19 protein-coding genes are annotated in these 23591 nt (G+C 72.2%); 11 read left to right on the forward strand and 8 right to left on the reverse strand.

Translation table 11 applies throughout. The features are described 5' to 3' along the window. Nucleotides 1–248: 248 nt before the first annotated feature. The 5 genes from JK361_RS12610 to hemB all read left to right on the forward strand — a co-directional run bounded on the left by JK361_RS12610 (nucleotide 249) and on the right by hemB (nucleotide 6701). The gene (locus JK361_RS12610) at nucleotides 249–1010 is read left to right on the forward strand and encodes a redox-sensing transcriptional repressor Rex (RefSeq protein WP_201816206.1); all 762 of its coding nucleotides are present in this window, start codon (nucleotides 249–251) and stop codon (nucleotides 1008–1010) included. After that, nucleotides 1007–2695, forward strand: coding sequence for a glutamyl-tRNA reductase (locus tag JK361_RS12615; protein ID WP_201816209.1), 1689 nt, complete (start codon nucleotides 1007–1009; stop codon nucleotides 2693–2695). Before JK361_RS12610 ends, JK361_RS12615 begins: the two co-directional genes overlap by 4 nt. Then, nucleotides 2692–3687 carry a hydroxymethylbilane synthase gene (hemC, locus tag JK361_RS12620; RefSeq protein WP_201816222.1) on the forward strand — a complete coding sequence of 332 codons (996 nt, stop codon included), beginning with the start codon at nucleotides 2692–2694 and terminating at the stop codon, nucleotides 3685–3687. Before JK361_RS12615 ends, hemC begins: the two co-directional genes overlap by 4 nt. Next, nucleotides 3684–5393, forward strand: coding sequence for a bifunctional uroporphyrinogen-III C-methyltransferase/uroporphyrinogen-III synthase (locus JK361_RS12625; protein WP_201816224.1), 1710 nt, complete (start codon nucleotides 3684–3686; stop codon nucleotides 5391–5393). The genes hemC and JK361_RS12625 overlap by 4 nt, the downstream gene beginning before the upstream one ends. A gap of 315 nt (nucleotides 5394–5708) precedes the next feature. Next, on the forward strand, nucleotides 5709–6701 hold the full coding sequence (gene hemB / locus JK361_RS12630; protein ID WP_201816225.1) for a porphobilinogen synthase: 993 nt from the start codon (nucleotides 5709–5711) through the stop codon (nucleotides 6699–6701). A gap of 110 nt (nucleotides 6702–6811) precedes the next feature. On the opposite strand, the gene JK361_RS12635 is transcribed toward hemB, so the two are convergent. Then, the gene (locus JK361_RS12635) at nucleotides 6812–7537 is read right to left on the reverse strand and encodes a DUF4232 domain-containing protein (RefSeq protein ID WP_201816227.1); all 726 of its coding nucleotides are present in this window, start codon (nucleotides 7535–7537) and stop codon (nucleotides 6812–6814) included. Nucleotides 7538–7763: 226 nt separating this feature from the next. On the opposite strand from JK361_RS12635, the gene JK361_RS42855 reads away from it, so the two are divergent. Next, nucleotides 7764–9338, forward strand: a complete 1575-nt coding sequence (locus JK361_RS42855; protein WP_443732164.1) for a transcriptional regulator — start codon at nucleotides 7764–7766, stop codon at nucleotides 9336–9338. A 331-nt stretch (nucleotides 9339–9669) separates the two neighbouring features. Continuing rightward, on the forward strand, nucleotides 9670–10872 hold the full coding sequence (locus JK361_RS12645) for an aminotransferase-like domain-containing protein (protein WP_201817567.1): 1203 nt from the start codon (nucleotides 9670–9672) through the stop codon (nucleotides 10870–10872). 16 nt (nucleotides 10873–10888) lie between these two features. On the opposite strand, the gene JK361_RS12650 is transcribed toward JK361_RS12645, so the two are convergent. Beyond that, nucleotides 10889–11701: a DUF4253 domain-containing protein gene (locus tag JK361_RS12650; RefSeq protein WP_201816232.1), complete on the reverse strand. Its 813-nt coding sequence runs from the start codon at nucleotides 11699–11701 to the stop codon at nucleotides 10889–10891. 197 nt (nucleotides 11702–11898) lie between these two features. Beyond that, nucleotides 11899–12285 carry a VOC family protein gene (locus tag JK361_RS12655; protein ID WP_201816235.1) on the reverse strand — a complete coding sequence of 129 codons (387 nt, stop codon included), beginning with the start codon at nucleotides 12283–12285 and terminating at the stop codon, nucleotides 11899–11901. Between the two features lie 71 nt (nucleotides 12286–12356). Between JK361_RS12655 and JK361_RS12660 the strand changes: the two genes are divergently transcribed. Then, entirely contained in the window at nucleotides 12357–13307 is a 951-nt protein-coding gene (locus JK361_RS12660; RefSeq protein ID WP_201816237.1) for a helix-turn-helix transcriptional regulator, read from the forward strand. A 103-nt stretch (nucleotides 13308–13410) separates the two neighbouring features. Here JK361_RS12660 and argS read toward each other — a convergent pair whose 3' ends face one another. Next, nucleotides 13411–15195 carry an arginine--tRNA ligase gene (gene argS, locus JK361_RS12665; RefSeq protein ID WP_201816240.1) on the reverse strand — a complete coding sequence of 595 codons (1785 nt, stop codon included), beginning with the start codon at nucleotides 15193–15195 and terminating at the stop codon, nucleotides 13411–13413. A gap of 127 nt (nucleotides 15196–15322) precedes the next feature. Here argS and lysS point away from each other — a divergent pair, with 127 nt between their 5' ends. Next, nucleotides 15323–17065, forward strand: a complete 1743-nt coding sequence (gene lysS / locus JK361_RS12670; protein ID WP_201816243.1) for a lysine--tRNA ligase — start codon at nucleotides 15323–15325, stop codon at nucleotides 17063–17065. Nucleotides 17066–17173: 108 nt separating this feature from the next. Here lysS and JK361_RS12675 read toward each other — a convergent pair whose 3' ends face one another. The 3 genes from JK361_RS12675 to JK361_RS12685 form a co-directional block, all read right to left on the reverse strand. Further along, nucleotides 17174–18424, reverse strand: coding sequence for a DUF2637 domain-containing protein (locus JK361_RS12675; protein ID WP_201816245.1), 1251 nt, complete (start codon nucleotides 18422–18424; stop codon nucleotides 17174–17176). 120 nt (nucleotides 18425–18544) lie between these two features. Beyond that, the gene (locus tag JK361_RS12680; protein ID WP_201816247.1) at nucleotides 18545–19462 is read right to left on the reverse strand and encodes a DUF3558 domain-containing protein; all 918 of its coding nucleotides are present in this window, start codon (nucleotides 19460–19462) and stop codon (nucleotides 18545–18547) included. 126 nt (nucleotides 19463–19588) lie between these two features. Continuing rightward, nucleotides 19589–20503 carry a DUF3558 domain-containing protein gene (locus JK361_RS12685; protein WP_201816249.1) on the reverse strand — a complete coding sequence of 305 codons (915 nt, stop codon included), beginning with the start codon at nucleotides 20501–20503 and terminating at the stop codon, nucleotides 19589–19591. A gap of 215 nt (nucleotides 20504–20718) precedes the next feature. Here JK361_RS12685 and JK361_RS12690 point away from each other — a divergent pair, with 215 nt between their 5' ends. Beyond that, on the forward strand, nucleotides 20719–21912 hold the full coding sequence (locus JK361_RS12690) for an RtcB family protein (protein WP_201816251.1): 1194 nt from the start codon (nucleotides 20719–20721) through the stop codon (nucleotides 21910–21912). A 60-nt stretch (nucleotides 21913–21972) separates the two neighbouring features. Here JK361_RS12690 and JK361_RS12695 read toward each other — a convergent pair whose 3' ends face one another. Continuing rightward, nucleotides 21973–22569, reverse strand: a complete 597-nt coding sequence (locus JK361_RS12695) for a TetR/AcrR family transcriptional regulator (protein ID WP_251094441.1) — start codon at nucleotides 22567–22569, stop codon at nucleotides 21973–21975. An 81-nt stretch (nucleotides 22570–22650) separates the two neighbouring features. On the opposite strand from JK361_RS12695, the gene JK361_RS12700 reads away from it, so the two are divergent. Beyond that, entirely contained in the window at nucleotides 22651–23496 is an 846-nt protein-coding gene (locus JK361_RS12700; RefSeq protein WP_201816254.1) for an NAD(P)H-binding protein, read from the forward strand. Nucleotides 23497–23591: the final 95 nt, after the last annotated feature.

Here is a 23591-nt window from a genome sequence, read left to right on the forward strand (position 1 = left end):
CGGCGGTTTGATCTCGGGGGCGGGATTCGTGAGGAGTGTGTGCGGTTTTGCCCCCAGTAACGAAGGAGCACCGGTGCGTATGCACCGGTTCCCGCCACGGGTGCGAAACCGGCGTGACCCCGGTCACTTCTGCCGGGCAAATCGGACACCATCTTTGTGCACGCGTTCACAAAGACATAGCCTGCTGTCGACGGGGCGGTCTGGGGACGTATGACCGCTCGCAGCCCCGCTCTACCCGCAGGAGCACCGTGGCAACTGGCCGAACACACCGACCGGCGACCCGTAGCCGAGGGATTCCCGAGGCCACCGTCGCCAGGCTTCCGCTGTACCTCCGAGCCCTGACCGCACTGTCGGAGCGCTCGGTCCCCACGGTCTCCTCCGAGGAGCTGGCCGCGGCTGCGGGAGTCAACTCCGCCAAGCTGCGCAAGGACTTCTCGTACCTGGGTTCGTACGGAACGCGCGGTGTCGGCTACGACGTGGAGTATCTCGTCTACCAGATCTCCCGCGAACTCGGCCTGACCCAGGACTGGCCGGTCGTGATCGTCGGTATCGGTAACCTCGGCGCCGCCCTGGCCAATTACGGCGGCTTCGCCTCCCGCGGCTTCCGGGTCGCCGCGCTGATCGACGCCGACCCGGCGATGGCCGGCAAGCCGGTCGCGGGCATCCCCGTGCAGCACACCGACGACCTCGAGAAGATCATCAAGGACAACGGGGTCTCCATCGGTGTCATCGCCACCCCCGCCGGTGCCGCCCAGCAGGTCTGCGACCGGCTCGTGGCCGCCGGGGTGACCTCCATCCTGAACTTCGCGCCGACCGTCCTGTCCGTCCCGGACGGCGTCGACGTGCGCAAGGTCGACCTCTCCATCGAGCTCCAGATCCTCGCCTTCCACGAGCAGCGCAAGGCCGGCGAGGAGACCGCCGCGGGCGACGGCGCGCTGCCCGCCACCACCCGCGACGCCTCCACCGACCAGGGACCCGACGGGGACGTCCCCGCCGTGATGCCGGCATGAGTCTCCTCGTCGTCGGACTGAGCCACCGCAGCGCCCCGGTCAGCGTGCTGGAGCGGGCCGCGCTGAGCGCGGACGCCCAGATGAAGCTGCTCCAGGACACGGTCGCCGCGGAGCCCGCCACCGAGGCCGCGGTGCTCGCCACGTGCAACCGCATCGAGCTGTACGCCGACGTGGACAAGTTCCACGCCGGTGTCGCCGAGCTGTCCACGCTGCTCGCCCAGCACAGCGGGGTCGGCCTGGAGGAACTGACTCCGTACCTCTACGTGCACTACGAGGACCGGGCCGTCCACCACCTGTTCTCGGTGGCCTGCGGGCTGGACTCGATGGTCGTGGGCGAGGGGCAGATCCTCGGACAGATCAAGGACTCCCTGGCCCGCGCCCAGGACCTGCACACCGCGGGCAAGCTGCTGAACGACCTGTTCCAGCAGGCCCTGCGGGTCGGCAAGCGCGCCCACTCCGAGACCGGAATCGACCGCGCCGGGCAGTCCCTGGTCACCTTCGGCCTGGAGCAGCTGGCCGCGGGCGGCGACGTCCGGGACTGGGCCGCGGGCCGGACGGCGCTGGTCATCGGCGCCGGTTCGATGTCGTCCCTGGCCGCCGCCACACTGGCGCGCGCCGGGGTCGCCGAGATCGTCGTCGCCAACCGCACCTTCGAGCGCGCCGAGCGGCTCGCGGAGATCCTCGCCGAGGGCGACGACACCGGCACGGTGACCGCCCGCGCGGTGCGGATGGACGCGGTCGCCGCCGAGCTGACACGTGCCGACGTCGTCGTCTCCTGTACCGGGGCGACGGGTCTGGTGCTCACGGCGGAGGCGGTCGCGCAGGCGGTCGAGGGCCGCACCGGCGCCCCCGCCGCCGAGATCACCGGAACCCCTCGTACGACCGCGCACGCCAAGGCGCCGCTGGCGTCCGCCGGCCCGGGCGACGACAACTGCCCGCTCGACCTGTCCGCCGTGCAGCCCGGCTTCTCCCTCATGGGCGAGGCCGCCGTGGCCGGCATGGACGCGGCCACCCTGGAGCAGCACGCGGCCTGGGTGGCGGGCGGGACCGTCGACCGCCGGGACCGCCGCACCCCCGAGACGGACGCCGAGCTGATCACCGCGCTCGCCGCGACCGCCGCGACGGTGGGCCGCATCCCCGAGCGGCGCAAGCCGGAGCCGGTGGCCGAGCGCCCGGCGCCCTTCGTCTTCCTCCTCGACCTGGCCATGCCCCGCGACATCGACGCGGCCGTGCACCGGCTGGCCGGGGTGCGCCTGGTCGACATCGAGTCGCTGGCGGAGGCCTCCGCCGACGCGCCGATGGCGGCCGACGTGGACCAGGTCCGGCGTATCGTCTCCGACGAGGTCGCGGCCTTCGGCGCGGCACAGCGGGCGGCACACATCACGCCGACCGTGGTCGCGCTGCGCACCATGGCCGCCGACGTCGTCGCCGGTGAGATCGCGCGGCTCGACGGCCGCCTGCCCGACCTGGACGAACGCCAGCGCGGAGAGATCCGGCAGGCCGTGCACCGGGTCGTCGACAAGCTGCTGCACGCGCCGACCGTACGGGTCAAGCAGCTCGCGGCCGAGCCCGGCGGCGCCGGGTACGCGGACGCGCTGCGCACCCTGTTCGACCTCGACCCCGAGACGGTTGCCGCCGTCTCCCGGGCCGGGGACAGCACAGACACGAAGGACCGACCGGCATGAGTGAGAAGGCACTGCGGCTGGGGACCAGGCGGAGCAAGCTCGCCATGGCCCAGTCCGGGCAGGTGGCGGAGGCCGTCCGGCAGGTGACCGGGAAGCCCGTCGAGCTGGTCGAGATCACCACCTACGGCGACACCTCCCGCGAGCACCTGGCGCAGATCGGCGGCACCGGCGTCTTCGTGACGGCGCTGCGCGACGCGCTGCTGCGGGGTGAGGTCGACTTCGCGGTTCATTCGCTCAAGGACCTCCCGACCACGCAGCCCGAGGAGCTGGTCCTGGCCGCCGTACCGGTGCGCGAGGACCCGCGGGACGTGATCGTCGCCCGGGACGCGCTGAAGTTGACCGACCTGCCGCGGGGCGCCCGCATCGGCACCGGTTCGCCGCGCCGCATGGCGCAGCTGAACGCGTACGCCCAGGCCCACGCCCTGGACATGGAGACGGTCCCGATCCGCGGCAACGTGGACACCCGCATCCGGTACGTCCGCGACGGCGAACTGGACGCGGTCGTGCTGGCCGCCGCCGGACTCAACCGGATCGGCCGGATCGACGAGGTGACCGACTTCCTGTCGGTCGACACGGTTTTGCCCGCCCCCGGCCAGGGGGCCCTGGCGATCGAGTGCGCCGCGGACAACGCGGACCTGATCGCGGCGCTCGGCGAGCTCGACGACCCGTTCACGCGGGCCGCCGTGACCGCCGAACGGTCACTGCTCGCCGCCCTGGAGGCCGGTTGCAGCGCCCCTGTGGGCGCGCTGGCCGACCTTCCCCCACTCTCGGCTCCGCTCGAGCGGGGGGACCCCCATGCCGACGAACAGATTGTCAAGGAAATGCGCCTGCGCGGCGTCGTCGGCACGACCGACGGCACCCGCATGGTGCAGCTGTCCACCACCGGTCCCGTGCCCCACACGCACGAGCAGGCGATGGCGCTCGGTCGCGAACTCGCCACCGAGATGCTCGCCCAGGGCGCGGCCGGTCTGATGGGGGAGCGAGCACATTGAGCCCCACCGCCTTTCCCGCCGCCGGTCCGGAACACGGGCACGTCACCTTCCTGGGTGCCGGACCCGGAGATCCGGGACTGCTGACTCTGCGCGCCGTGGAGGCGCTGTCGAGCGCGGACGTCCTGGTCGCCGAGCACGAGGTGCTCGACGTGATCCGGACGCACGCCCGACAGGGCGTCTCCGTCGTGCAGACGGACGCCGATCCCTCTTCGGTCTCGCCGCCGGGCACGGGCACGCCCCAGCTGACGGTCGTTGACGGCACGTCAACACCCGCCGCTGTCCCGGCTGCTGCCCGGGATGCCGCTCATCTTGTCATGGAGGCTGCGCGGGGCGGCAGGCGGGTCGTCCGTGCGGTGTCCGGGGACCCGGGACTTGATACGTACGCGGCGGAGGAAATGCTCGCCTGCGCCGCCGCCGGGGTGCCCTTCGAGGTCGTCCCCGGTGTCGCGGCCGCGGTCGGCGTGCCCGCGTACGCCGGTGTGCCGCTGCGGGACGCCGACGGCGCGGACGTCCGGTTCGTGGACGCCCGTACCGCCTCCGACCGCTGCTGGACGGAGGTGGGCGCCTCGGACGGCACGGTGGTCGTGTCGACGACCCTGGACTCCGTGGCCGCCGCGGCGGGCGAGCTGGTCTCGGCGGGCCGCAAGCCGGACACCCCGCTGACGGTGACCGTCGCCGGTACGACGACCCGCCAGCGCACCTGGACGGCGACGCTCGGCACGATCGCGCAGACGCTGAAGCAGGCGAAGGTGCTGCCGTCGCCGGACGGCGGCCGGCCGGTGATAGCCGTGGTCGGCGAGCGTTCCGCCGCCCGGCGCGACCAGTTGTCGTGGTTCGAGTCCAAGCCGCTGTTCGGCTGGAAGGTGCTCGTGCCGCGGACGAAGGAGCAGGCGGCGTCGCTCTCCGACCAGCTGCGGTCCTACGGCGCGGTGCCGCACGAGGTCCCGACGATCGCGGTGGAGCCCCCGCGCACCCCGCAGCAGATGGAACGAGCGGTCAAGGGCCTCGTCACCGGCCGCTACGAGTGGATCGCCTTCACGTCGGTCAACGCGGTGAAGGCCGTCCGCGAGAAGTTCGAGGAGTACGGTCTCGACGCCCGTGCCTTCGCGGGCATCAAGGTGGCCGCGGTCGGCGAGCAGACCGCCAAGGCGCTGGTGGCCTTCGGTGTGAAGCCGGACCTGGTGCCGAGCGGTGAGCAGTCCGCGGCCGGCCTCCTGGAGGACTGGCCGCCCTACGACCCGGTGTTCGACCCGATCGACCGCGTCTTCCTGCCCCGGGCCGACATCGCCACGGAGACCCTGGTCGCCGGTCTGATCGAGCTGGGCTGGGAGGTCGACGACGTCACGGCCTACCGGACGGTGCGCGCCTCGCCGCCGCCGGCGGAGACCCGTGAGGCGATCAAGGGCGGCGGCTTCGACGCGGTGCTCTTCACGTCCTCGTCGACGGTCCGGAACCTGGTCGGCATCGCGGGCAAGCCGCACAACGTGACGGTCATCGCGTGCATCGGTCCGGCCACGGCGAAGACCGCCGAGGAACACGGGCTCCGGGTGGACGTGATGGCTCCCGAGCCGTCGGTGCACAAGCTGGCCGAGGCGCTGGCCGACTTCGGCATGAAGAGGCGGGCGTCCGCCCTGGAGGCCGGGGACCCGGTGACCCGTCCGAGCGAGCGACGGCCGGGGGCCCGCAGGCGGCGGTCGACGACCTAGCCACGGTCCCACCCGCCTGCCCGACCGGCAGACGCCCTGCGCCCCGTCGCCCGCACAGCGGACGACGGGGCGTCGCCGTGCGGCAGGGTGGCGAGCCGGCGGGGGCGTGGGCGTGCGGCCGGGTGGTGAGTCGACGGGGGCGTCACTGTGCGGTCGGGTGGCGAGCCGACGAGGGCGTCAGTGTGCGGCCGGGCGGCGAGCCGACGGGCGGCTGTGACGGGCCGCGTGCCGGCCTCGCCGAGCCGATGACGGGCCGGCCGGGCGCCGACGTCGCGTCGGCAAAGTGGCATGCGGTGCGGGCGTAGCGTAGAGGGCATGACGAAGTACGGATCGTTTCCCGGTACGCGTCCGAGGCGGCTGCGGACCTCGCCCGTCATGCGGCGGATGGTCGCCGAGACACGACTGCATCCCGCCGACCTCATCCTTCCCGCGTTCATCCGGGAGGGCGTGAGCGAGCCGGTGCCGATCGCCGCCATGCCCGGTGTCGTCCAGCACACCCGCGACAGCCTGAAGAAGGCCGCGCTGGAGGCCGTGGAGGCCGGGGTCTCCGGGATCATGCTGTTCGGCGTGCCGGAGGAGTCCAAGAAGGACGCCCAGGGCACGGTCGGCACCGACCCGGACGGGATCCTCCAGGTCGCGCTGCGCGATGTGCGGGCCGAGGTCGGCGACGACCTCCTCGTCATGTCGGACCTGTGCCTGGACGAGTTCACCGACCACGGTCACTGCGGAGTGCTGGACGCCGAGGGCCGCGTCGACAACGACGCCACCCTGGAGCGGTACGCCGAGATGGCCCAGGTGCAGGCCGACGCCGGTGCCCATGTCGTGGGCCCCAGCGGGATGATGGACGGCCAGATCGGCGTCATCCGCGACGCGCTCGACCAGATCGGCCGCGAGGACGTCGCGATCCTCGCCTACACCGCGAAGTACTCCTCGGCCTTCTACGGTCCCTTCCGCGAGGCCGTCGCGTCCTCGCTCCAGGGTGACCGCAAGACCTACCAGCAGGACCCGGCCAACTGGCGTGAGTCCCTGCGGGAGCTGGAACTGGACCTGGCCGAGGGCGCCGACATGGTGATGGTCAAGCCGGCCGGCCCCTACCTCGACATCCTCGCCCGGGTCGCGGACGCCGTGGACGTGCCCGTCGCCGCCTACCAGATCTCCGGCGAGTACTCGATGATCGAGGCCGCCGCCGAGAAGGGCTGGATCGACCGGGACCGGGCCATCCTCGAGACCCTGACCGGCATCAAGCGGGCCGGGGCGCGGAACATCCTCACCTACTGGGCCACCGAAGCGGCCCGGCAACTGCGCTAGCGGGCCGACCGGCAACCGCGCCTGCGGGCCGACCGGTAACCGCGCCTGCGGGTGAGTCTGGCAACCGCGCCGGCAGGCGGTCCCGGCAGTTGCGCCGGCCGGGGAGCCGCTCACCAGCCGCTGATGAGGTCCAGGTCCTGCTCCCAGTACGTCACCTTCAGGGCGCTGTCGTAGTAGACGCCCTTGGCGGGCAGGGCCGGGGTCGCGGACGGGCCGCCGCTGCTGTTCGGGGTGTAGCCCTGGAAGGCCAGGGTCAGCTTGTGGGCGGTCTGCCCGCCGGTGCCGCTGCCGTCGGCGGCCGACAGCAGCGCCATCGCGTACCCCGACTCGCCCGGCGCAAGGGAGACCACGGCCTGCGGCTGGGTCGCCTCGTCCGCCTGCGGCACCCACTGCATCTCGTCGAAGCGCAGGACCGGGTAGTACGGCAGGCTGCAGATCTTGCCTCCGGTGTTCTTCACCGTGAGCAGCATGTGGTTGAGGGGCCGCTTGAGCACCTGGGCGGTGACGGTGGTGTTGGTGCCGTTGCACAGCACCGTGCTGCGGGTGCCGGTGCCCTTGGAGGTCCGGCCGGCGGAGGCGTCCGGCTTGGCGCCGGGCGTGTGGCTACGGGTCACGGTCGCACCGCTCGCCGTGCCGCCGGCGGTGCCCGTGGCGTCGCCGGTGGTGGTGCCGGTGGTGCCGGCGGCGGTGCCCCCGGACGTCCCCGACGCGTCCGTCCTCGCCACGTCCGGACTGGAGGCGCCCTCGTCCTGGGCGCCCGTGCCGCCGCCGCACGCCGTGAGCGCCAAGGCGGCGACGGCGGCGCCGGTGGCGGCGAACAGACGAATATGGCGCATACGCATGGCAAGTCCTCTTTCGGGCTGGGCCGGTTGGCGTGCTTGGATGACCAACAGCCTGTGGGCGGGTCCGTCCCGGCGGCCAGCGGCTGCCGGAGATCCGGGACGCTGGAACGCCCGCACCGGCTTCGACCAGCGAAAACGTCTCAGCCCTGGAACGCCGGGGTGGGACGAGGGGGAAGGAGGAACGGTGGCCGACGGCACGTCCGAGAGCGCTTTCGCCGAGCTGCTGCGGGAGTTGAAGAACCGCTCCGGGCACAGCTACGGCACGCTCGCCAAGCGGCTCCACATGAGTACGTCGACGCTCCACCGCTACTGCAACGGGGACGCCGTACCGACGGACTACGCGCCCGTGGAGCGGCTCGCCCGGCTCTGCAAGGCAACGCCCGGGGAACTGGTGGAGCTGCACCGGCGGTGGGTGCTGGCGGACGCGGTACGGGGGCGGAAGGGAGCGGAGCCGGCACGGGCGGCGCAACCGCCGGCGCCGGAAAGGCGGGCTCCAGCCCGGGAAGGCGGGGCTCCGGCGCCGGGAGAGCCGGCTGCGGTGGCGAGAGACCGGGCTCCGGAGCCAGAAGAACAGGCTCCGGCGGCTCAGGGGGAGCCGCACGCGGAAGCGGGGTCGAGGGCGGCGGCGGAGCCGGGTTCGGCGGCGGCCGGACCGGGGCCGGTTTCGGCGGCCGGACCGGACGCGGAACGTGTGCAGGACGTGCCGAATGCGCCGGCCGGGCCGGAATCGGTGCGAGGGCCGGGGCCGGTGCCGGGGTCCGGACCTGAGGCCGGGCCGGAATCGGTGCGGGGACCGGGCGCTGTGCCGGAGCCCGAGCGGGTGTCTGATCCGGTGCCGGAGTCGGAGCGGGGGCCGGGGCGGGTTGGGGCGGCTGGTGCACGGCGGCGGGGCCGGACCGTTCTCCTCGCCGCTCTCACCGTCACCGCGCTGCTCGGCGGTGTGGCGGTCGCCCTGAACCTGCCCTCCGGCGACGAGAGGCCGGACGGCAAGGGCGTCACGGCCACCTCGGACGCCGCGGTCCCGGGCAGCGCGCCGACCGCGTCGACGGGCAAGACCCCGTCGCCGCGCCGGTCCACCACCCCTTCGGCCTCACCTTCCGCCAAGGCGCCGAAGACCTCCGCCACCGCCGACGACACACCGACGGCGGCGCCGCGCGCCTCCACGACCCCGCCCGTCTCCGCCGCCCCGCCGCTCGCGATCACCACCCACCCCTACGCCTGGCAGGACCCCTGCTCCCAGCACTACCTGATCGACCGGCCGCCGGCCGACGTCTCCCCGCCGCCGCTGGAACAGGACGCTCCGGCCTGGGTGGACGTCCACCATGCGGTGTCGTCGGGGGAGCAGTACGTCACCTTCACCGTGCAGGGCACCGGCAACGAGACCGTCGTCCTGGAGCAGTTGTCCGTGCGCATGGCGGGCAAGCGGTCCCCGCTCGCCTGGAACGACTACGCCATGGGTTACCCCGGCGTCGGCTGCGGCGGCGGTGTGCCGGACCGGTCCTTCACGGTCGCTCTGGACGCGATGCGCCCGGCGCCCGTCCCCGTGGCCGGGAGCCGAGACTTCCCGTTCAAGGTGAGCCGGACCGACCCGGAGGTCTTCCGCATCACGGCCGACGCCTCCGCGTACGACGTCAGTTGGTACCTGGAGCTCCAGTGGTCCAGCGGGACGCGCCACGGCACGATGCGGATCGACGATTCCGGCCGGCCGTTCCACACCAGCGGCAACAACGGGCGGCCCGCCTACGCCTTTCCGCTGGGCGGCGAGAAGTGGGAGGCGGCGACGGGCACGAACTGATCCCGGGCATACCCGGACACGCGCGGCCGGCCGTCACGCGGCCGGCCGTCCGGATCACGGAATGAACGGTGTAGGCGGCACGTACTTCTTTAGCCTGACGGTTCCGAGAGCAGCCTGATCGGTTCCTGAGCCGAAGGAGAGCCGTGCCATGACCGCAGTCGAGCCCGCCCCGCCCCACGCCGCGACCACCACGACCACCACCGAGCCCGGCCCGCTCCATGCCGCGACCACCCCCGAGCCCGCCGCGACCACCACCGAGCCCGGCCCGCTCCACACCACGGCCGCCACCGAGCCCGCCACGACCGCCACCGAGCCCGGCCCGCCTCACGTCGTGACCGTCGTCGGGCCGGCCGCCGGGCGCGCGCCCGTTCCGCCGCTCGCCGCGCGTGCCCGCAGTGTGGGCGGTTCGCCCGTGCGGGACATCCTCGCGGTCACCGCCCGCCCCGAGGTGATCAACTTCGCGGGCGGCCTGCCCGCACCGGAACTCTTCGACCAGGAAGGCATAGCGGAGGCGTTCCAGGAGGTCCTGGCGCACACCCCGGCGCAGGCGCTCCAGTACTCCACGACGGAGGGCGAACCCACGCTCCGTGCCGGCCTCGCGGCCCGCATCACCGGCCGGGGCCTGCCCACCGCCCCCGGCGACCTGCTCGTCACGACCGGCTCCCAGCAGGCGCTGTCGCTGCTGGCGACGGTCCTGCTCGAGCCGGGCGACACGGTGCTGGTCGAAAACCCCTGCTATCTGGCGGCACTTCAGGTCTTCGGACTCGCGGGAGCGCGTGTGGTGGCCGTGCCGGGCGACGCGGACGGAGTCGACCCGGAAGCCCTGGAGGAGGCGATCCGCCGCGAACGCCCCAAGCTGCTGTACCTGGTCCCCACCTTCCAGAACCCCACCGGCCGTACGATCCCGGCGCCGCGGCGCGCGGCGATCGCCGCCGTGGCCGCCCGCCGGGGCGTCTGGATCGTCGAGGACGATCCGTACGGCGAACTCCGCTACGACGGTGAGCACATCCCCTGGATCGCCTCACTCCCCGGCGCCGAGGACCGCACCGTCCTGCTCGGCTCCTTCTCCAAGGTGATGGCCCCCGGCCTGCGCCTCGGCTGGCTGCGTGCGCCCGCCGAGCTGCGCCGGGCGTGCGCGGTGGCCAAGCAGGCGGCGGACCTGCACACCCCGACGCTCAACCAGCTCGCCGCCGCCCGCTATCTGGCCGTGCTCGACACCCATGTGGAACGGGTGCGGACCGTCTACGGCGCACGCCGTGACGCCATGCTGGCCGGTCTGCCCGCCGCCCTGCCGGCCGGCTCCCGGTGGAGTCGGCCGGCAGGTGGCATGTTCCTCTGGGCGCGCCTGCCGGAGTCGTACGACACCCTCGCCCTGCTTCCGCGGGCGGTCGAGCAGAACGTGGCCTACGTGCCCGGCGCCCCCTTCTACGCCGGCGAGCCCGACCGCTCCACCCTCCGCCTCTGCTTCGTCACCCAGACCCCGGACGAGATCGAGGAGGGGCTGCGCCGGCTGGCCCGCGGGCTCTCGGGCTGAGGGCGGCTGCTGTGGGTCAGTCCCACCAGAAGGTCCAGGTCTGTTCGCCCAGCAGGCTCTTCGCGTAGGCGCGAAGGGTGTCCTGCTCGCCCTGGAGGATGCTGTCCGGGCAGAACGCGAAGTGCTCCGCCGCCACCGCCTCGGCGTCCTCCTGGGTGGCCGGCGGGGCCGCGACGGACAGGACGAGGGTGTCCAGGCCGAGGGCCACGACCCGTATGCCGAAGCGGTCCTCCCAGGAACGCAGGACCGCGCACACACGGGCCACGTCCCGCTCGTAGTTCACCGGGCCGGTCCAGCCGATCGCCGCCGGGATGTCGGCCGACCGGCGTGCCGGGACCAGGGCGAGGTGCGCCTCCTCCAGGCCCGAGTCCGGATCGCCGCCCAGCGCGTCGGCGACCTGCGCCGCACGGGTGTCGGGGTCGGCGCAGAAGGCGGCGGGGGCGGGGGCGAGTCCGGGCCACTCGTCCCCGAACGGCTCGATCTCCTCGCCGAGTTCGCCGTCCTCCGTCTCCTCCTCCCAGTACTCCGCGAGCACCTCCTCGACGTCGTGATCGCCAGGGTAGGTCGTCTCGCCGGGCAGCAGCACCCAGTCCTTCAGGCCGGCCGCGGCGTCCACGAGCACCGGCAACAGGCCGGCGCGGGCCGCCGGTGCGCCCAGCGCCTTCCAGGTGCCCGGCGCCGCCGGCTTCTCCGCGTGCCACAGCAGGGGTTCGTGCCAGGGGCCGTCGTACGTCATGTCGATCAGCCTGCCGGGAGGCAGCCGGAGCCCCAGGGAACGGCCGCTGGGTTCGGTGGCCAGCGTGGGCAGCGGATTAGGAAGAGTAGCCATACCCGAAACCCTAAAACCCCCCACTGACACCCCAGTTACCCGCGACTCCCCCCTCCCGGAAGGTGGGATCGGCAGATCCGTTCCACCCCCCACCCGCCACCCCCTCCCGTGACCTGCACGTTTCCGGAGCCTCTCCGGAACGGATCCGCCAATCCCACCCTGTGGGGAGGGGGGAGGGGGAGGGTGGGGGGTGGGGGTTAGATGAGGGTTGTGATGCAGAAGGGGTGGCCGGCTGGGTCCAGTAGGACTCGCCAGCGGTTCTCGCCCGGCTGGAAGCCGGGCTTGGTGGCGCCCAGGTCGAGCAGTCGTTTCTCGGCGCTGTCCAGGTCGTCCACGCCCAGTTCGATGTGGGCCTGCTTCTCCTGGGCCGGGTCCGGCCAGGTGGGCGGGCGGTAGTCGGCCAGGCGGTTGAAGCCGAGACCGGTCGCCCCCTCCTTGCCGAGCAGGACGAAGTCGTCCGTGGAGTAGAGGACCGACATGCCCAGCAACTCGACGTAGAAGCGGGACAGTTCGGCGGGGTCGGCGCAGTCGAAGGTGACGGCGGCGTAGCGGAACGCGGGTGTGGAAGTGGTCTCCGTGCTCATGGAGAAGACCGTAGGGCGTGACCCGGACAGTTCCGGTCCTGGTTACCGCCCCGTGTGGGAAACTTCCGGCTGTGCTCAGCTCGTCCGCCCGCCTGCTACGGCTGCTGTCCCTGCTGTCCGCCCGGCCGTCCTGGACCTGCGCGGAGCTGGCCGGGCGCATGGAGGTGACGGACCGTACGGTCCGCCGGGACGTGGCACGGCTGCGGGACCTCGGCTACTTCGTCGACTCCGAGGCCGGGCCCTGGGGCGGCTACCGCCTGCGCGCCGGGTCCCGGGTGCCGCCGCTGATCCTCGACGACGAGGAGGCGCTCGCCGTGGCGGTCGGGCTGCGCGAGGCCGCGTTGAGCGACGCGCTCGGGGGTGACCAGGCCGCGCTGTCGGCACTGCTGAAACTGCGGCAGGTGCTGCCCCGCAGGATCGCGGACCGCCTCGGCGAACTGGACGACGCCTTCGTGCGCCTCCCGGGGGCCGAGGGCCCGCAGATCAGGCCCGGCCTGCTGCTGGAGCTGGCCGTCGCCTGCCGCCAGGGCGAACGGGCCCGGCTGTCGTACTGCGACGGGGAGGGCCGGAGCACGGTCCGGGACGTCGACCCGTACCGGCTCGTCCACACCGGGCGGCGCTGGTACTTCGTCGCTCGGGACGTGTCCCGGGGGCAGTGGCGGACCTTCCGGGCCGACCGGGTCGACCGCCTCCAGCCCACCGGGCACCCGGCGGACCTCACCGACGCGCCGGACCCGGCCCAGCTCGTGTCCCGCAACACCGCGAACGGCCCCTACCCCCTGTCCGCGACCGTCCGTCTCCCCGTCCCCATGGACCAGGCGCTGCGGCTCGTCCCGGCGACGGTCGGCACCCACCGCCCCGACGGCCCCGGCGCCACCCTCGTCGACATCGGCGGCCCCGACCCGGACGGCCTCGCCCGCTACCTCCTCGGCCTGGGGACCCCGCTGCGCGTCGTCGAACCGGAGTCGGTCCGCCGGGCCCTGGCACGGCGGGCGCGGGAACTCGCCGGGGAGAACGCGTGACGTTCCGGCGCGTGGCACGGGCACGGGCACGGGCACGGACGACACCGCGGGGCCCCGCCGAAACGGGGCCCCGCGAAAGTTGGAGTGCCTCACGGGCCGGACGTCACAGCTTCTCCGGCGTCCTGATGCCCAGCAGGGCCATGCCCTGGTGCAGGGTGCGGGCCGTCAGGTCCACCAGGAACAGGCGGTTCTCCACGACCTCGGCCGGGTTGTCGGCGGACAGCACCTGGCACTGGTCGTAGAACGTCGTCAGGTGCGACGCCAGCTGGTACAGGTAGGCCGCCAGCTTGTGCGGCTCGTACGACGCCGCCACCTCGAGCACCGTCTCCGCGAACTGGTCCAGGTGCAGGCCCAGCGCGCGCTCGGCCGGGGCCAGCTCCAGCTCCGGGTGCGCGGCGGGGCGGGCCTCGCCGGCCTTGCGGAGGATGGACTGGATACGGGCGTAGGCGTACTGGAGGTAGACGGACGTGTCGCCGTTCAGGGAGACCATCTGGTCCAGGTCGAACTTGTAGTCCCGGACGGCCGAGGTGGACAGGTCCGCGTACTTGACCGCGCCGATGCCGACGTAGCGGCCGTTCTCCGTGATCTCCTGCTCCGTCAGGCCCACCTTCTCGGCCTTGTCCCGCACCACCGCCGTGGCCCGCTCGACGGCCTCGTCCAGCAGGTCCTGGAGCTTGACCGTCTCGCCCGCACGCGTCTTGAACGGCTTGCCGTCCTTGCCGAGGACCGTGCCGAAGGCCAGCTGCACCGCCGTCACGTCCTCGTCGAGCCAGCCGGCCCGGCGCGCGGTCTCGAAGACCATCCGGAAGTGCAGCGCCTGCCGGGCGTCCACCACGTACAGCAGGGTGTTCGCCTTGAGGTTGAAGACACGGTCGCGGATCGCGGACAGGTCGGTCGCCGCGTAGCCGTAGCCGCCGTCCGACTTCTGCACGATCAGCGGGACCGGGTTGCCGTCCGGGCCCTTGATGTCGTCGAAGAACACGCACAGCGCGCCCTCGGAGCGGACCGCGACACCCGACTCCTCCAGCAGGCGGCAGGTCTCGGCCAGCATGTCGTTGTAACCGGACTCGCCGACGATGTCGGAGTCCCGGACCTCCATGTCCAGCTTCTCGAAGACGGAGAAGAAGTAGATCTTCGACTCGTCCACGAACTTCTGCCACGTGGCCAGCGTGTGCGGGTCGCCGGCCTGGAGGTCGACCACCCGGCGCCGCGCCCGCGTCTTGAACTCCTCGTCGGAGTCGAAGAGCACCCGCGCGGCCTTGTAGAGGCGGTCGAGGTTGGACATCGCCTCCTCGCCGGAAGCCGCGGTGTCCTCGGCGGACGCCTTGTGGTCCAGCTCGTGCGGGTGCTCGTCCAGGTACTGGATGAGCATGCCGAACTGGGTGCCCCAGTCGCCGATGTGGTGGCGCCGGACCACGGTCTCGCCGGTGAACTCCAGCAGCTGCACCACCGAGTCGCCGATCACCGCGGACCGCAGGTGGCCGACGTGCATCTCCTTGGCCACGTTCGGCTGGGCGTAGTCGATCACCGTCGTGCCCGGGTTCGCCGCGGCGGGCACGCCGAGGCGGCCCGTCTCGTCCGCGTACCGCGCGGCCAGGTTCTCGACGATCGCCCGGTCGGCGATCGTGATGTTGAGGAAGCCGGGGCCGGACACCTCGACGTCCTTGATCACGCCATCCGTCGCCACCCGGCCGACGACCTGGGCCGCCAGCTCCCGAGGGTTCGCCTTCGCCTTCTTGGCCAGGGCCAGAATGCCGTTGGCCTGGAAGTCGGCCCGGTCGCTTCGTCGCAGCAGCGGGTCCGCGCCGGCGGCCTCCGGCAGGGTGGCCGAGAGGGCGGACGCGAGGTGCTGCTGGACGCTGTCGCTGAGGGACGTGACCGAGGCCATAGGGATGGTTGCCGTTCTCCTCGTGGGGCGGATGGTCCCGGCCAGTATCCCACGCGGGGTAAAGCCGTTTTCCCGGTCGCCGCACGGTCTGTGAGAATGGGGTGTCACCCCGTTCAGAAAGAAGGACGTGCCGATCGTGGCTCAGAGCACCGAGACCACCGACTGGGTCTCCCGTTTCGCGGATGAGGTCATCGAGGAGTCGGAGCGCCGGGCCCCGGGCAAACCGGTCGTCGTCGCGTCCGGCCTCTCCCCCTCGGGGCCGATCCACCTCGGCAACCTCCGCGAGGTCATGACCCCGCATCTCGTCGCCGACGAGATCCGCCGCCGCGGCCACCAGGTCCGGCACCTGATCTCCTGGGACGACTACGACCGCTACCGGAAGGTGCCCAAGGGCATCCCGGGGGTCGACGAGGACACCTACCAGCAGCACATCGGCAAGCCGCTGACCTCCGTGCCCGCCCCCGCGGGCTCCGCGTACCCGAACTGGGCCGAGCACTTCAAGGCCGCGATGACCGAGTCGCTGGCCGAGCTGGGCGTCGAGTTCGACGGGATCAGCCAGACCGAGCAGTACACCTCCGGCGTGTACCGCGAGCAGATCCTGCACGCCATGAAGCACCGCGGCGACATCGACGCGATCCTCGCCCAGTACCGCACCAAGCCCAAGGCCGCCGCCAAGAAGCAGCAGAAGCCCGTCGACGAGGCCGAGCTGGAGGCCGAGGAGGGTTCGGGCGCCGCGTCCGAGGACGACGGCAGCAGCTCCGCCGGGTACTTCCCGTACAAGCCGTACTGCGGCGACTGCGGCAAGGACCTGACGACGGTGACCTCGTACGACGACGGCACCACCGAGCTGTCGTACACCTGCAGCGAGTGCGGCTTCGCCGAGACCGTCCGGCTCAGCGAGTTCAACCGCGGCAAGCTGGTCTGGAAGGTCGACTGGCCGATGCGGTGGGCGTACGAGGGCGTGATCTTCGAGCCGAGCGGTGTCGACCACTCCTCGCCGGGGTCCTCCTTCCAGGTCGGCGGGCAGATCGTCGGGATCTTCGGCGGGAAGCAGCCCATCGGCCCGATGTACGCCTTCGTCGGCATCAGCGGCATGGCGAAGATGTCGTCGTCGCGCGGTGGCGTGCCCACCCCGGCCGACGCGCTGCAGATCATGGAGCCGCAGCTGCTGCGGTGGCTGTACGCCCGGCGCCGGCCCAACCAGTCCTTCAAGATCGCCTTCGACCAGGAGATCCAGCGGCTGTACGACGAGTGGGACAAGCTCGCGGGCAAGGTGGCCGACGGTTCCGCCCTGCCGGGCGACGTCGCCGCGTACACCCGGGCCGTGGGCACCGCCGCCGCCGAGCTGCCGAAGACACCGCGCCCGCTGCCCTACCGCACCCTCGCCTCCGTCGCCGACATCACCGCCGGCCACGAGGACCAGGCACTGCGGATCCTCTCCGAGCTTGACCCGGAGCAGCCGCTCGGCACCCTGGACGAGGCACGCCCCCGGTACGACAAGGCCGAGGCGTGGATCAACACCCACGTGCCCGCCGACCAGCGGACCATCGTGCGGGACGAGCCGGACGAGCCGCTGCTGAAGTCGCTCGACGAGGCGTCCGCCCAGTCGGTGCGGCTGCTCCTCGACGGGCTGGCCGAGCACTGGTCGCTCGACGGGCTCACGCACCTCGTGTACGGCGTGCCGAAGGTGCAGGCCGGCTTCTCCGCCGACGCCACGCCGAAGGAGCTGCCGGCCGAGATCAAGACCGCCCAGCGGACCTTCTTCGCCCTGCTCTACCACCTGCTCGTCGGCCGTGACACCGGGCCCCGGCTGCCCACCCTGCTGCTCGCGGTCGGACAGGACCGGGTGCGCAAGCTCCTCGGGGAGTAAGCGGCCGCGAGCCCGAGCGGGCGGTGGTGAGCCGCACAGGAAAGGGGCCCTCCTTCCGGGAGGGCCCCTTTCCTGTGCCGTCACGCGATCGCCGTCATGCCGTCGCCGTCACGCGATGTGGTCCTCTTCCAGCTCCGCGTTGAAACGGTTGGTGAAACGGTTGACCATGCGGTCCGTCTCACGCGCCGGAAGCGACATGCCGTACGTCGCCTCCACCGCCTCGCCGAACTGGTGCGGCGTCGGGAAGCTGCCGTCGATCGACTTCCGGAAGACCTGGTAGAAGTCGTCCTCGCTCGGGTTCGGCTCCGGGGGGCCGCCGCCCTCGCCCAGCTCGCGCGTGCGCGTCGCGCTCACCGGGATGGGGAAGCTGCCCGTCTCCTCCGGGGACGGCTGCTGGAACTGCTCCGGGGGCTGCTCCTCGTACCAGTCCTCGTACTGCTCCTCGGGCTCGTACTGCGGCTCCGGGGGCGGCTCGTACGTCGGGTCGTAGCCACCGTGGTACTCGATCTCCCGCTGCGCCTGGAACCAGGGGCTCTCCTCGTCCACCACGGGTCCCTCCGGCCGCTGCCCGCGGGGCAGGCGCGCCTGCGCGGGGACGGCCGCCGCCGCGGCGGCAGGACCGCCCGCGACGGCTGCCGGAGCACCCGCGACCGCCGCCGGCTGCGGCCGGCGGGGCGCCGCGGGCAGCAGCACCGGATCGATGCCCGCCGCCGCCAGCCCCGCAGGCGCCGTCTCCGCCAGCGGAACGCCGTACTTCGCCAGCCTCAGCGGCATCAGGGACTCCACCGGAGCCTTCCTGCGCCAACCCCGGCCGAACCGGGAACGCAGCCGGGCCTGATAGACGAGACGTTCCTGCTCCAGCTTGATCACCTGGTCGTAGGAACGCAGCTCCCACAGCTTCATACGACGCCACAGCAGGAACGTCGGAACCGGGGACAGGAGCCAGCGGGTGAGGCGGACCCCCTCCATGTGCTTGTCGGCCGTGATGTCGGCGATGCGGCCGATCGCGTGCCGGGCCGCCTCCACGGCCACGACGAACAGCACCGGGATCACCGCGTGCATGCCCACGCCCAGCGGGTCCGGCCAGGCGGCGGCGCCGTTGAAGGCGATCGTCGCCGCCGTCAGGAGCCACGCCGTCTGGCGGAGGAGCGGGAAGGGGATGCGAATCCAGGTCAGCAGTAGATCAAGGGCGAGAAGAACACAGATGCCTGCGTCGATACCCACCGGGAACACATAGGAGAAGTTCCCGAAGCCCTTCTTGATGGCCAGCTCGCGCACGGCCGCGTACGAACCGGCGAAGCCGATGCCGGCGATGATCAGAGCGCCGGAGACGACCACGCCGATGAGTACGCGGTGCATCCGAGTCAGCTGCGGTGGCGCGGCCACTCGTACTCCCCTCCCATTGCGACTTGTTGCGCGCAACAGGGTGGCACACGTGTGCGGCGAACGTGTCGCCGGTCAGCTGCCGTGACCCCCGGGTCAGCTCTTCTTGGCGGCCGACTTGGACGGAGATGCACTGGAGGAGGACGACTTGGACGGGGCCTTGGACGCCGACTTCGATGCCGAACCGGAAGGTGACGCGGAACCCGTCGATCCGGAACCAGCCGAACCCGAATCCGACCCGCCGGACCCGCCGTTGGCCGACGAGACCGCCGCCACGACCTCCTTGAGCGCCTTCTGGGCGTCCTTCGCCAGATCGTCGGCGTCGGGGGTCTTCTCGCCCGCGAGACCGGCGCCGTTGTAGTCCAGGGTGACCACGACGTTCTCCACCCGGGCGACGACCGTCTGCTGCTTGAAGAGACCCTCCTTCTTCTTCAAGTCGTAACGAACCGTCGACGCCTCCGCGCCCGTCCCGGACAGCGGCACGACCTTGACGTTCTTCGCGCCGTCCACCGACTGGGCGTCCTTGACCTGCTGGGAGTAGTACGCGTGCGCCTGCTCGTCGGCCGCGCCCCGGGTGGCGTCCGAGTCGAAGCGGAGCAGGGCGACGTTCAGCCAGCGGAACTGCGAGCCCTTCACGCCGTTGTTGTCCAGGCTGTCCCAGGCACAGGACGCGCGCGACGACGGATCGTCCGAACTGCCCTTCTTGCCGGACTTCGAGCCCTCCGGCACCAGGTCCGTCAGGGTCTTCTTCGAGACCACCGAGCACGCCTCGGGAAGCTTCTGGTACGCGGCGGCCCGCACCGTCGGGGACGCGCTCGCCGACGGCTGCGAACCGCCGTCCGCCGACCGCGTGGTCTCCTGACCGGACTTGGCCTTGGAGTCGCCGGAGTCCGAGGAGCAGGCGGCGGTGATCAGGACCGCGGGAACGGCTGCCGCGCAGACAAGGGCGCGGCGGAGGCGCTTGGCTCGCTGGTCCTGCTGGGCACGGTCGTCTCGCTGAGCTGCTCGCTGCATGGTTCCTTCACTCGTGACGCTCGGTGTTCGTGCGGGTTCCTGCGGGGCCACCGTACGCGGTGAAGGAGCCGTGCGGTTTCTGTTCGGACGCTTTGCGGGCGAAGGCCGCCACGCCCGGCGAACCCCTCAGCCGCCCAGCGCGTCGGCCAGTTGGGAGGCCAGATTTCCGGCCCTGTCCTGCATTTCCTTGCTGTCCGGCACCGCTCCGGTGGCCGTCGGCTGCTCCTCGTACTGGAGCGTGACGACCACGTTGGACGTGCGGAACACCACAGTCACCGTCCGCTGTTCGGCCGTCGAGCCGGCCGCGTTCAGCTCGTCGTCCAGATACGCCTCGTCACCGAGGTCGGAGAGCGTACGGGGCTGGAGGTCGGCGGGCGTGGCACCGGAGCCGGCGTCCGGGGACCCCGGGGCCCCAGAGGACGCCGCGGACCCGGAGGGCGACCCCGAAGGGTCCGAGGACGCCGACGACTTCGACGACTGCGGCGACGAACCCGAGGCCGGGGAGGCGGAGGCGGCATCGTCCGGGGAGCCGGAGCCCTTCGAGGACGCCGTGGGCGCCGGCGTCGCGGGCGGCGCCGACGAACTGCTCACCACGGGGAGGTCGGCGGCCGTCTGCTTCTCCAGGAACAGCTTCTGCGCCTGGTCGTCGTCGCTGACCGTGTTGTCGTACGACACCACGCGCTCGAAGTCGATGGAGAGCCGGTCCGTGGCGTCGGCCGACTCGACCTTCCAGTGGCAGCCGACCTTGCGCTCGGTGTCGTAGGTGAGCGTGGCCTCGCCCCGGTAGGCCTGGTCCCGCTGGACCGGGTCGGTGATCTGCTGGATGCCGGGCAGCAGCGAGTCCAGGGTGTCGTGACCGACCGCCCCGCACGGTTCGGGCAGCGTCCGGTACTTGCCGGGCTGGGCCGCGACCGTGGACGTGCCGGCGTCGCCCGGGTTGGCGTTGTCCGTGGCGCCGTCGCCCCCGGAACCGCTCGTGCAGCCGGCCAGCAGCGCCGCGAGGAGGGCGGCGGTGCCGGTTACGTACGCCTTCCGCTGCACGGTCGGGCTCCTCTCGACGGTGTGTGCTCGCTCGGTGCTCCAGTGTCCCCGCCGGTTAATGGCTTGCTGCGGCGGGGCGCCCCCTGGAGACAATGTGTATCGCACGCACTGCGGTGGACGCCGGTCCCTTGTCCCTTTTCATCGACCTTGGCGCCGCTTTTGCGTTTTGATGCTTTTAAGCCTTTTGTTATTGCCCTCGGGGGAATGAGGAAGATATGTCGTACGTGGAGATGCCGGGCGCCAAGGTTCCGATCCGGATGTGGACGGACCCGGCGACGGTCGAGGACGTGGCCCTGCGCCAGCTCCAGAACGTGGCGACCCTGCCCTGGATCAAGGGCCTGGCCGTGATGCCTGACGTGCACTACGGGAAGGGTGCGACGGTCGGCTCGGTCATCGCGATGCGGGGTGCGGTGTGCCCGGCGGCGGTGGGCGTGGACATCGGCTGCGGGATGTCGGCGGTGCGGACGTCGCTGACCGCGAACGACCTCCCGGGAGACCTGTCCCGCCTCCGCTCGAAGATCGAGCAGGCGATTCCGGTGGGGCGGGGGATGCACGACGACCCCGTGGAGCCGGCGGACTTCCACGGGCTGGCCACGGCCGGCTGGGAGGACTTCTGGGGGCGGTTCGACGGGGTGGCGGAGGCGGTCAGGTTCCGTCAGGGCCGGGCGGTCGCGCAGATGGGGACGCTCGGATCGGGCAATCACTTCGTCGAGGTCTGCACAGATGACGACGGCTTCGTCTGGCTGATGCTTCACTCCGGATCCCGCAACATCGGCAAGGAGCTCGCCGAGCACCACATCGGTGTGGCCCAGAAGCTTCCCCACAACCAGGGGCTGGTCGACCGCGATCTCGCCGTCTTCGTCTCGGACACCCCGCAGATGGCGGCCTACCGCAACGACCTGTTCTGGGCGCAGGAGTACGCCAAGTACAACCGCACGCTGATGATGGCGCTCCTGAAGGACGTGGTCCGCAAGGAGTTCAAGAAGGCGAAGCCGGTCTTCGAGCCGGAGATCTCCTGCCATCACAACTACGTGGCGGAGGAGCGGTACGAGGGCATGGACCTGCTCGTGACCCGTAAGGGCGCGATCCGGGCCGGCTCCGGTGAGTACGGGATCATCCCCGGTTCGATGGGTACGGGCTCGTACATCGTGAAGGGCCTGGGCAACGACCTGTCCTTCAACTCGGCCTCGCACGGCGCGGGCCGGCGCATGAGCCGGAACGCGGCCAAGCGGCGCTTCTCCACGAAGGACCTGGAGGAGCAGACTCGGGGCGTGGAGTGCCGCAAGGACTCCGGTGTCGTGGACGAGATCCCGGGCGCCTACAAGTCGATCGACCAGGTCATCGACCAGCAGCGGGACCTGGTCCAGGTGGTGGCGAAGCTGAAGCAGGTCGTCTGCGTGAAGGGCTAGTGCGGGTTCCCGTGCGGGGTGGCCGCCGGTCGGGTGACCGGCGGCGCCTGCCCGTACGGGTCACCCGTCCCCCGGGTGCAGCGCGTCCAGCCAGCTCAGCAGGCGGTTGCCCTCGCGGGTCATGACGTCCGGGTCGCGCAGGGCGTTGGCCAGGAGGGACATGCCCTGGTAGGCGGAGACCAGGGTGAGGGCGTGACCGTCGGGGTCGGGGACGCCCCAGGTGCGGAACTGGGCCGCGGCCCAGTCCAGCAGGCGGCGGATGACCGCGCCGGCCTCGGCGTCCAGCGTGCCGTCCGTGCGCTTGTCGAGTTCGACGGCGAGGGTGCCGGTGGGGCAGCCGTGGCGGGCGGCGGTCTCGCGCTGGTCCATCCACGCCGCGACGAGCCCCTTGAGGCGGTCGCGCGGTTCCGCCGACCGGTCCAGTTCGCCGGTGAGTTCGTCCAGGCGGGCGCCGTGCTCCGCCAGTGCGGCCCGGACCAGCTCGTCCTTGGTCTTGAAGTAGTAGTACACGTTCCCGACCGGGACGTCGGCCTCGCGCGCGATGTCGGCGAGGGTGGTGCGCTCGACCCCCTGCTCGTGCAGCACGCGGGCCGCCGCCGCCGTGAGCCGCCGGCGCTTCTGTGACGCCCGCACCCGCCGATCCACTGAGTTTGTCACCTGACTGACTATAGACACGCCTCGGTGACGGTGTGTAGGTTCGTTTCAAGTTAGTCAACTAACTCACACATGGGGGTTCCAGTGATCACTGTGACCGGGGCTACCGGCAATGTCGGGCGGGTGCTGGTGGAGCTGCTGGCCGGGGCGGGGGAGGAGGTCGTGGCGGTGTCGCGGCGGCCCGGGCCGGCGGATCCGGTGCCGGGGGTCCGGTGGGTGCCGGGCGGGGTCGGGGACGCCGAGAGCATGCGGCCGGCCCTCGACGGGGCCCGCGCGGTGTTCCTCGTGCTGGGCGGCGAGCTGAACCTGCGGGGCGAGCGGCCCGACGCCCTGATGAAGGTGGTCGCCGATGCCGGGGCCGAGCGGATCGTGCTGGTGTCGTCGCAGGTCAGCGCCACCCGGCCGGAGGCGCCCTCGCACGCCCGGCTGCGGGGGTTCGAGGCCGCGGTGCGGGCCTTTGGGCGGGAGTTCACCGTCCTGCGGCCCGGCGGGTTCGCCTCCAACGCCCTCGCCTGGGCCGAGTCGGTCCGTACCCGGCGCACCGTCTTCGCGCCCTTCGGGGATGTCGCGCTGCCCGTGGTCGACCCGGCGGACATCGCCGCCGTGGCCGCCGCGGCGCTGCGCGAGGACGGGCACGCGGGCCGGGTGTACGAGCTGACCGGTCCCGAGCCGATCAGTCCCCGCGGTCAGGCCGCCGTCCTCTCCGCGGCCCTGGGCGAGGAGGTGGCCTTCGTGGAGCTGTCCCGCGAGGAGGCGCGGGCGGGGATGGCGCGGTTCATGCCGGAGCAGGTCGTCGCCGGAACCCTGGACGTCCTCGGGGACCCGCTCCCGGCCGAGCGGAGGGTCGCCCCGGACGTGCAGGCGGTGCTGGGCCGCCCGGCGGCGCCGTTCGCCGCCTGGGTGGCGCGCAGCCTCCCCGCGTTCGCCTGACCCTCGTACGACTCACCCTGCCGGGCGGTCGGCTGCTGCCCCTGCCGGGTGTCCGTCCGTCCCTTGCGGGCGGGCACCCGATCCCTCCCGCGTGG

Source organism: Streptomyces musisoli, from assembly GCF_016741855.1.
GTDB lineage: Bacteria > Actinomycetota > Actinomycetes > Streptomycetales > Streptomycetaceae > Streptomyces > Streptomyces musisoli.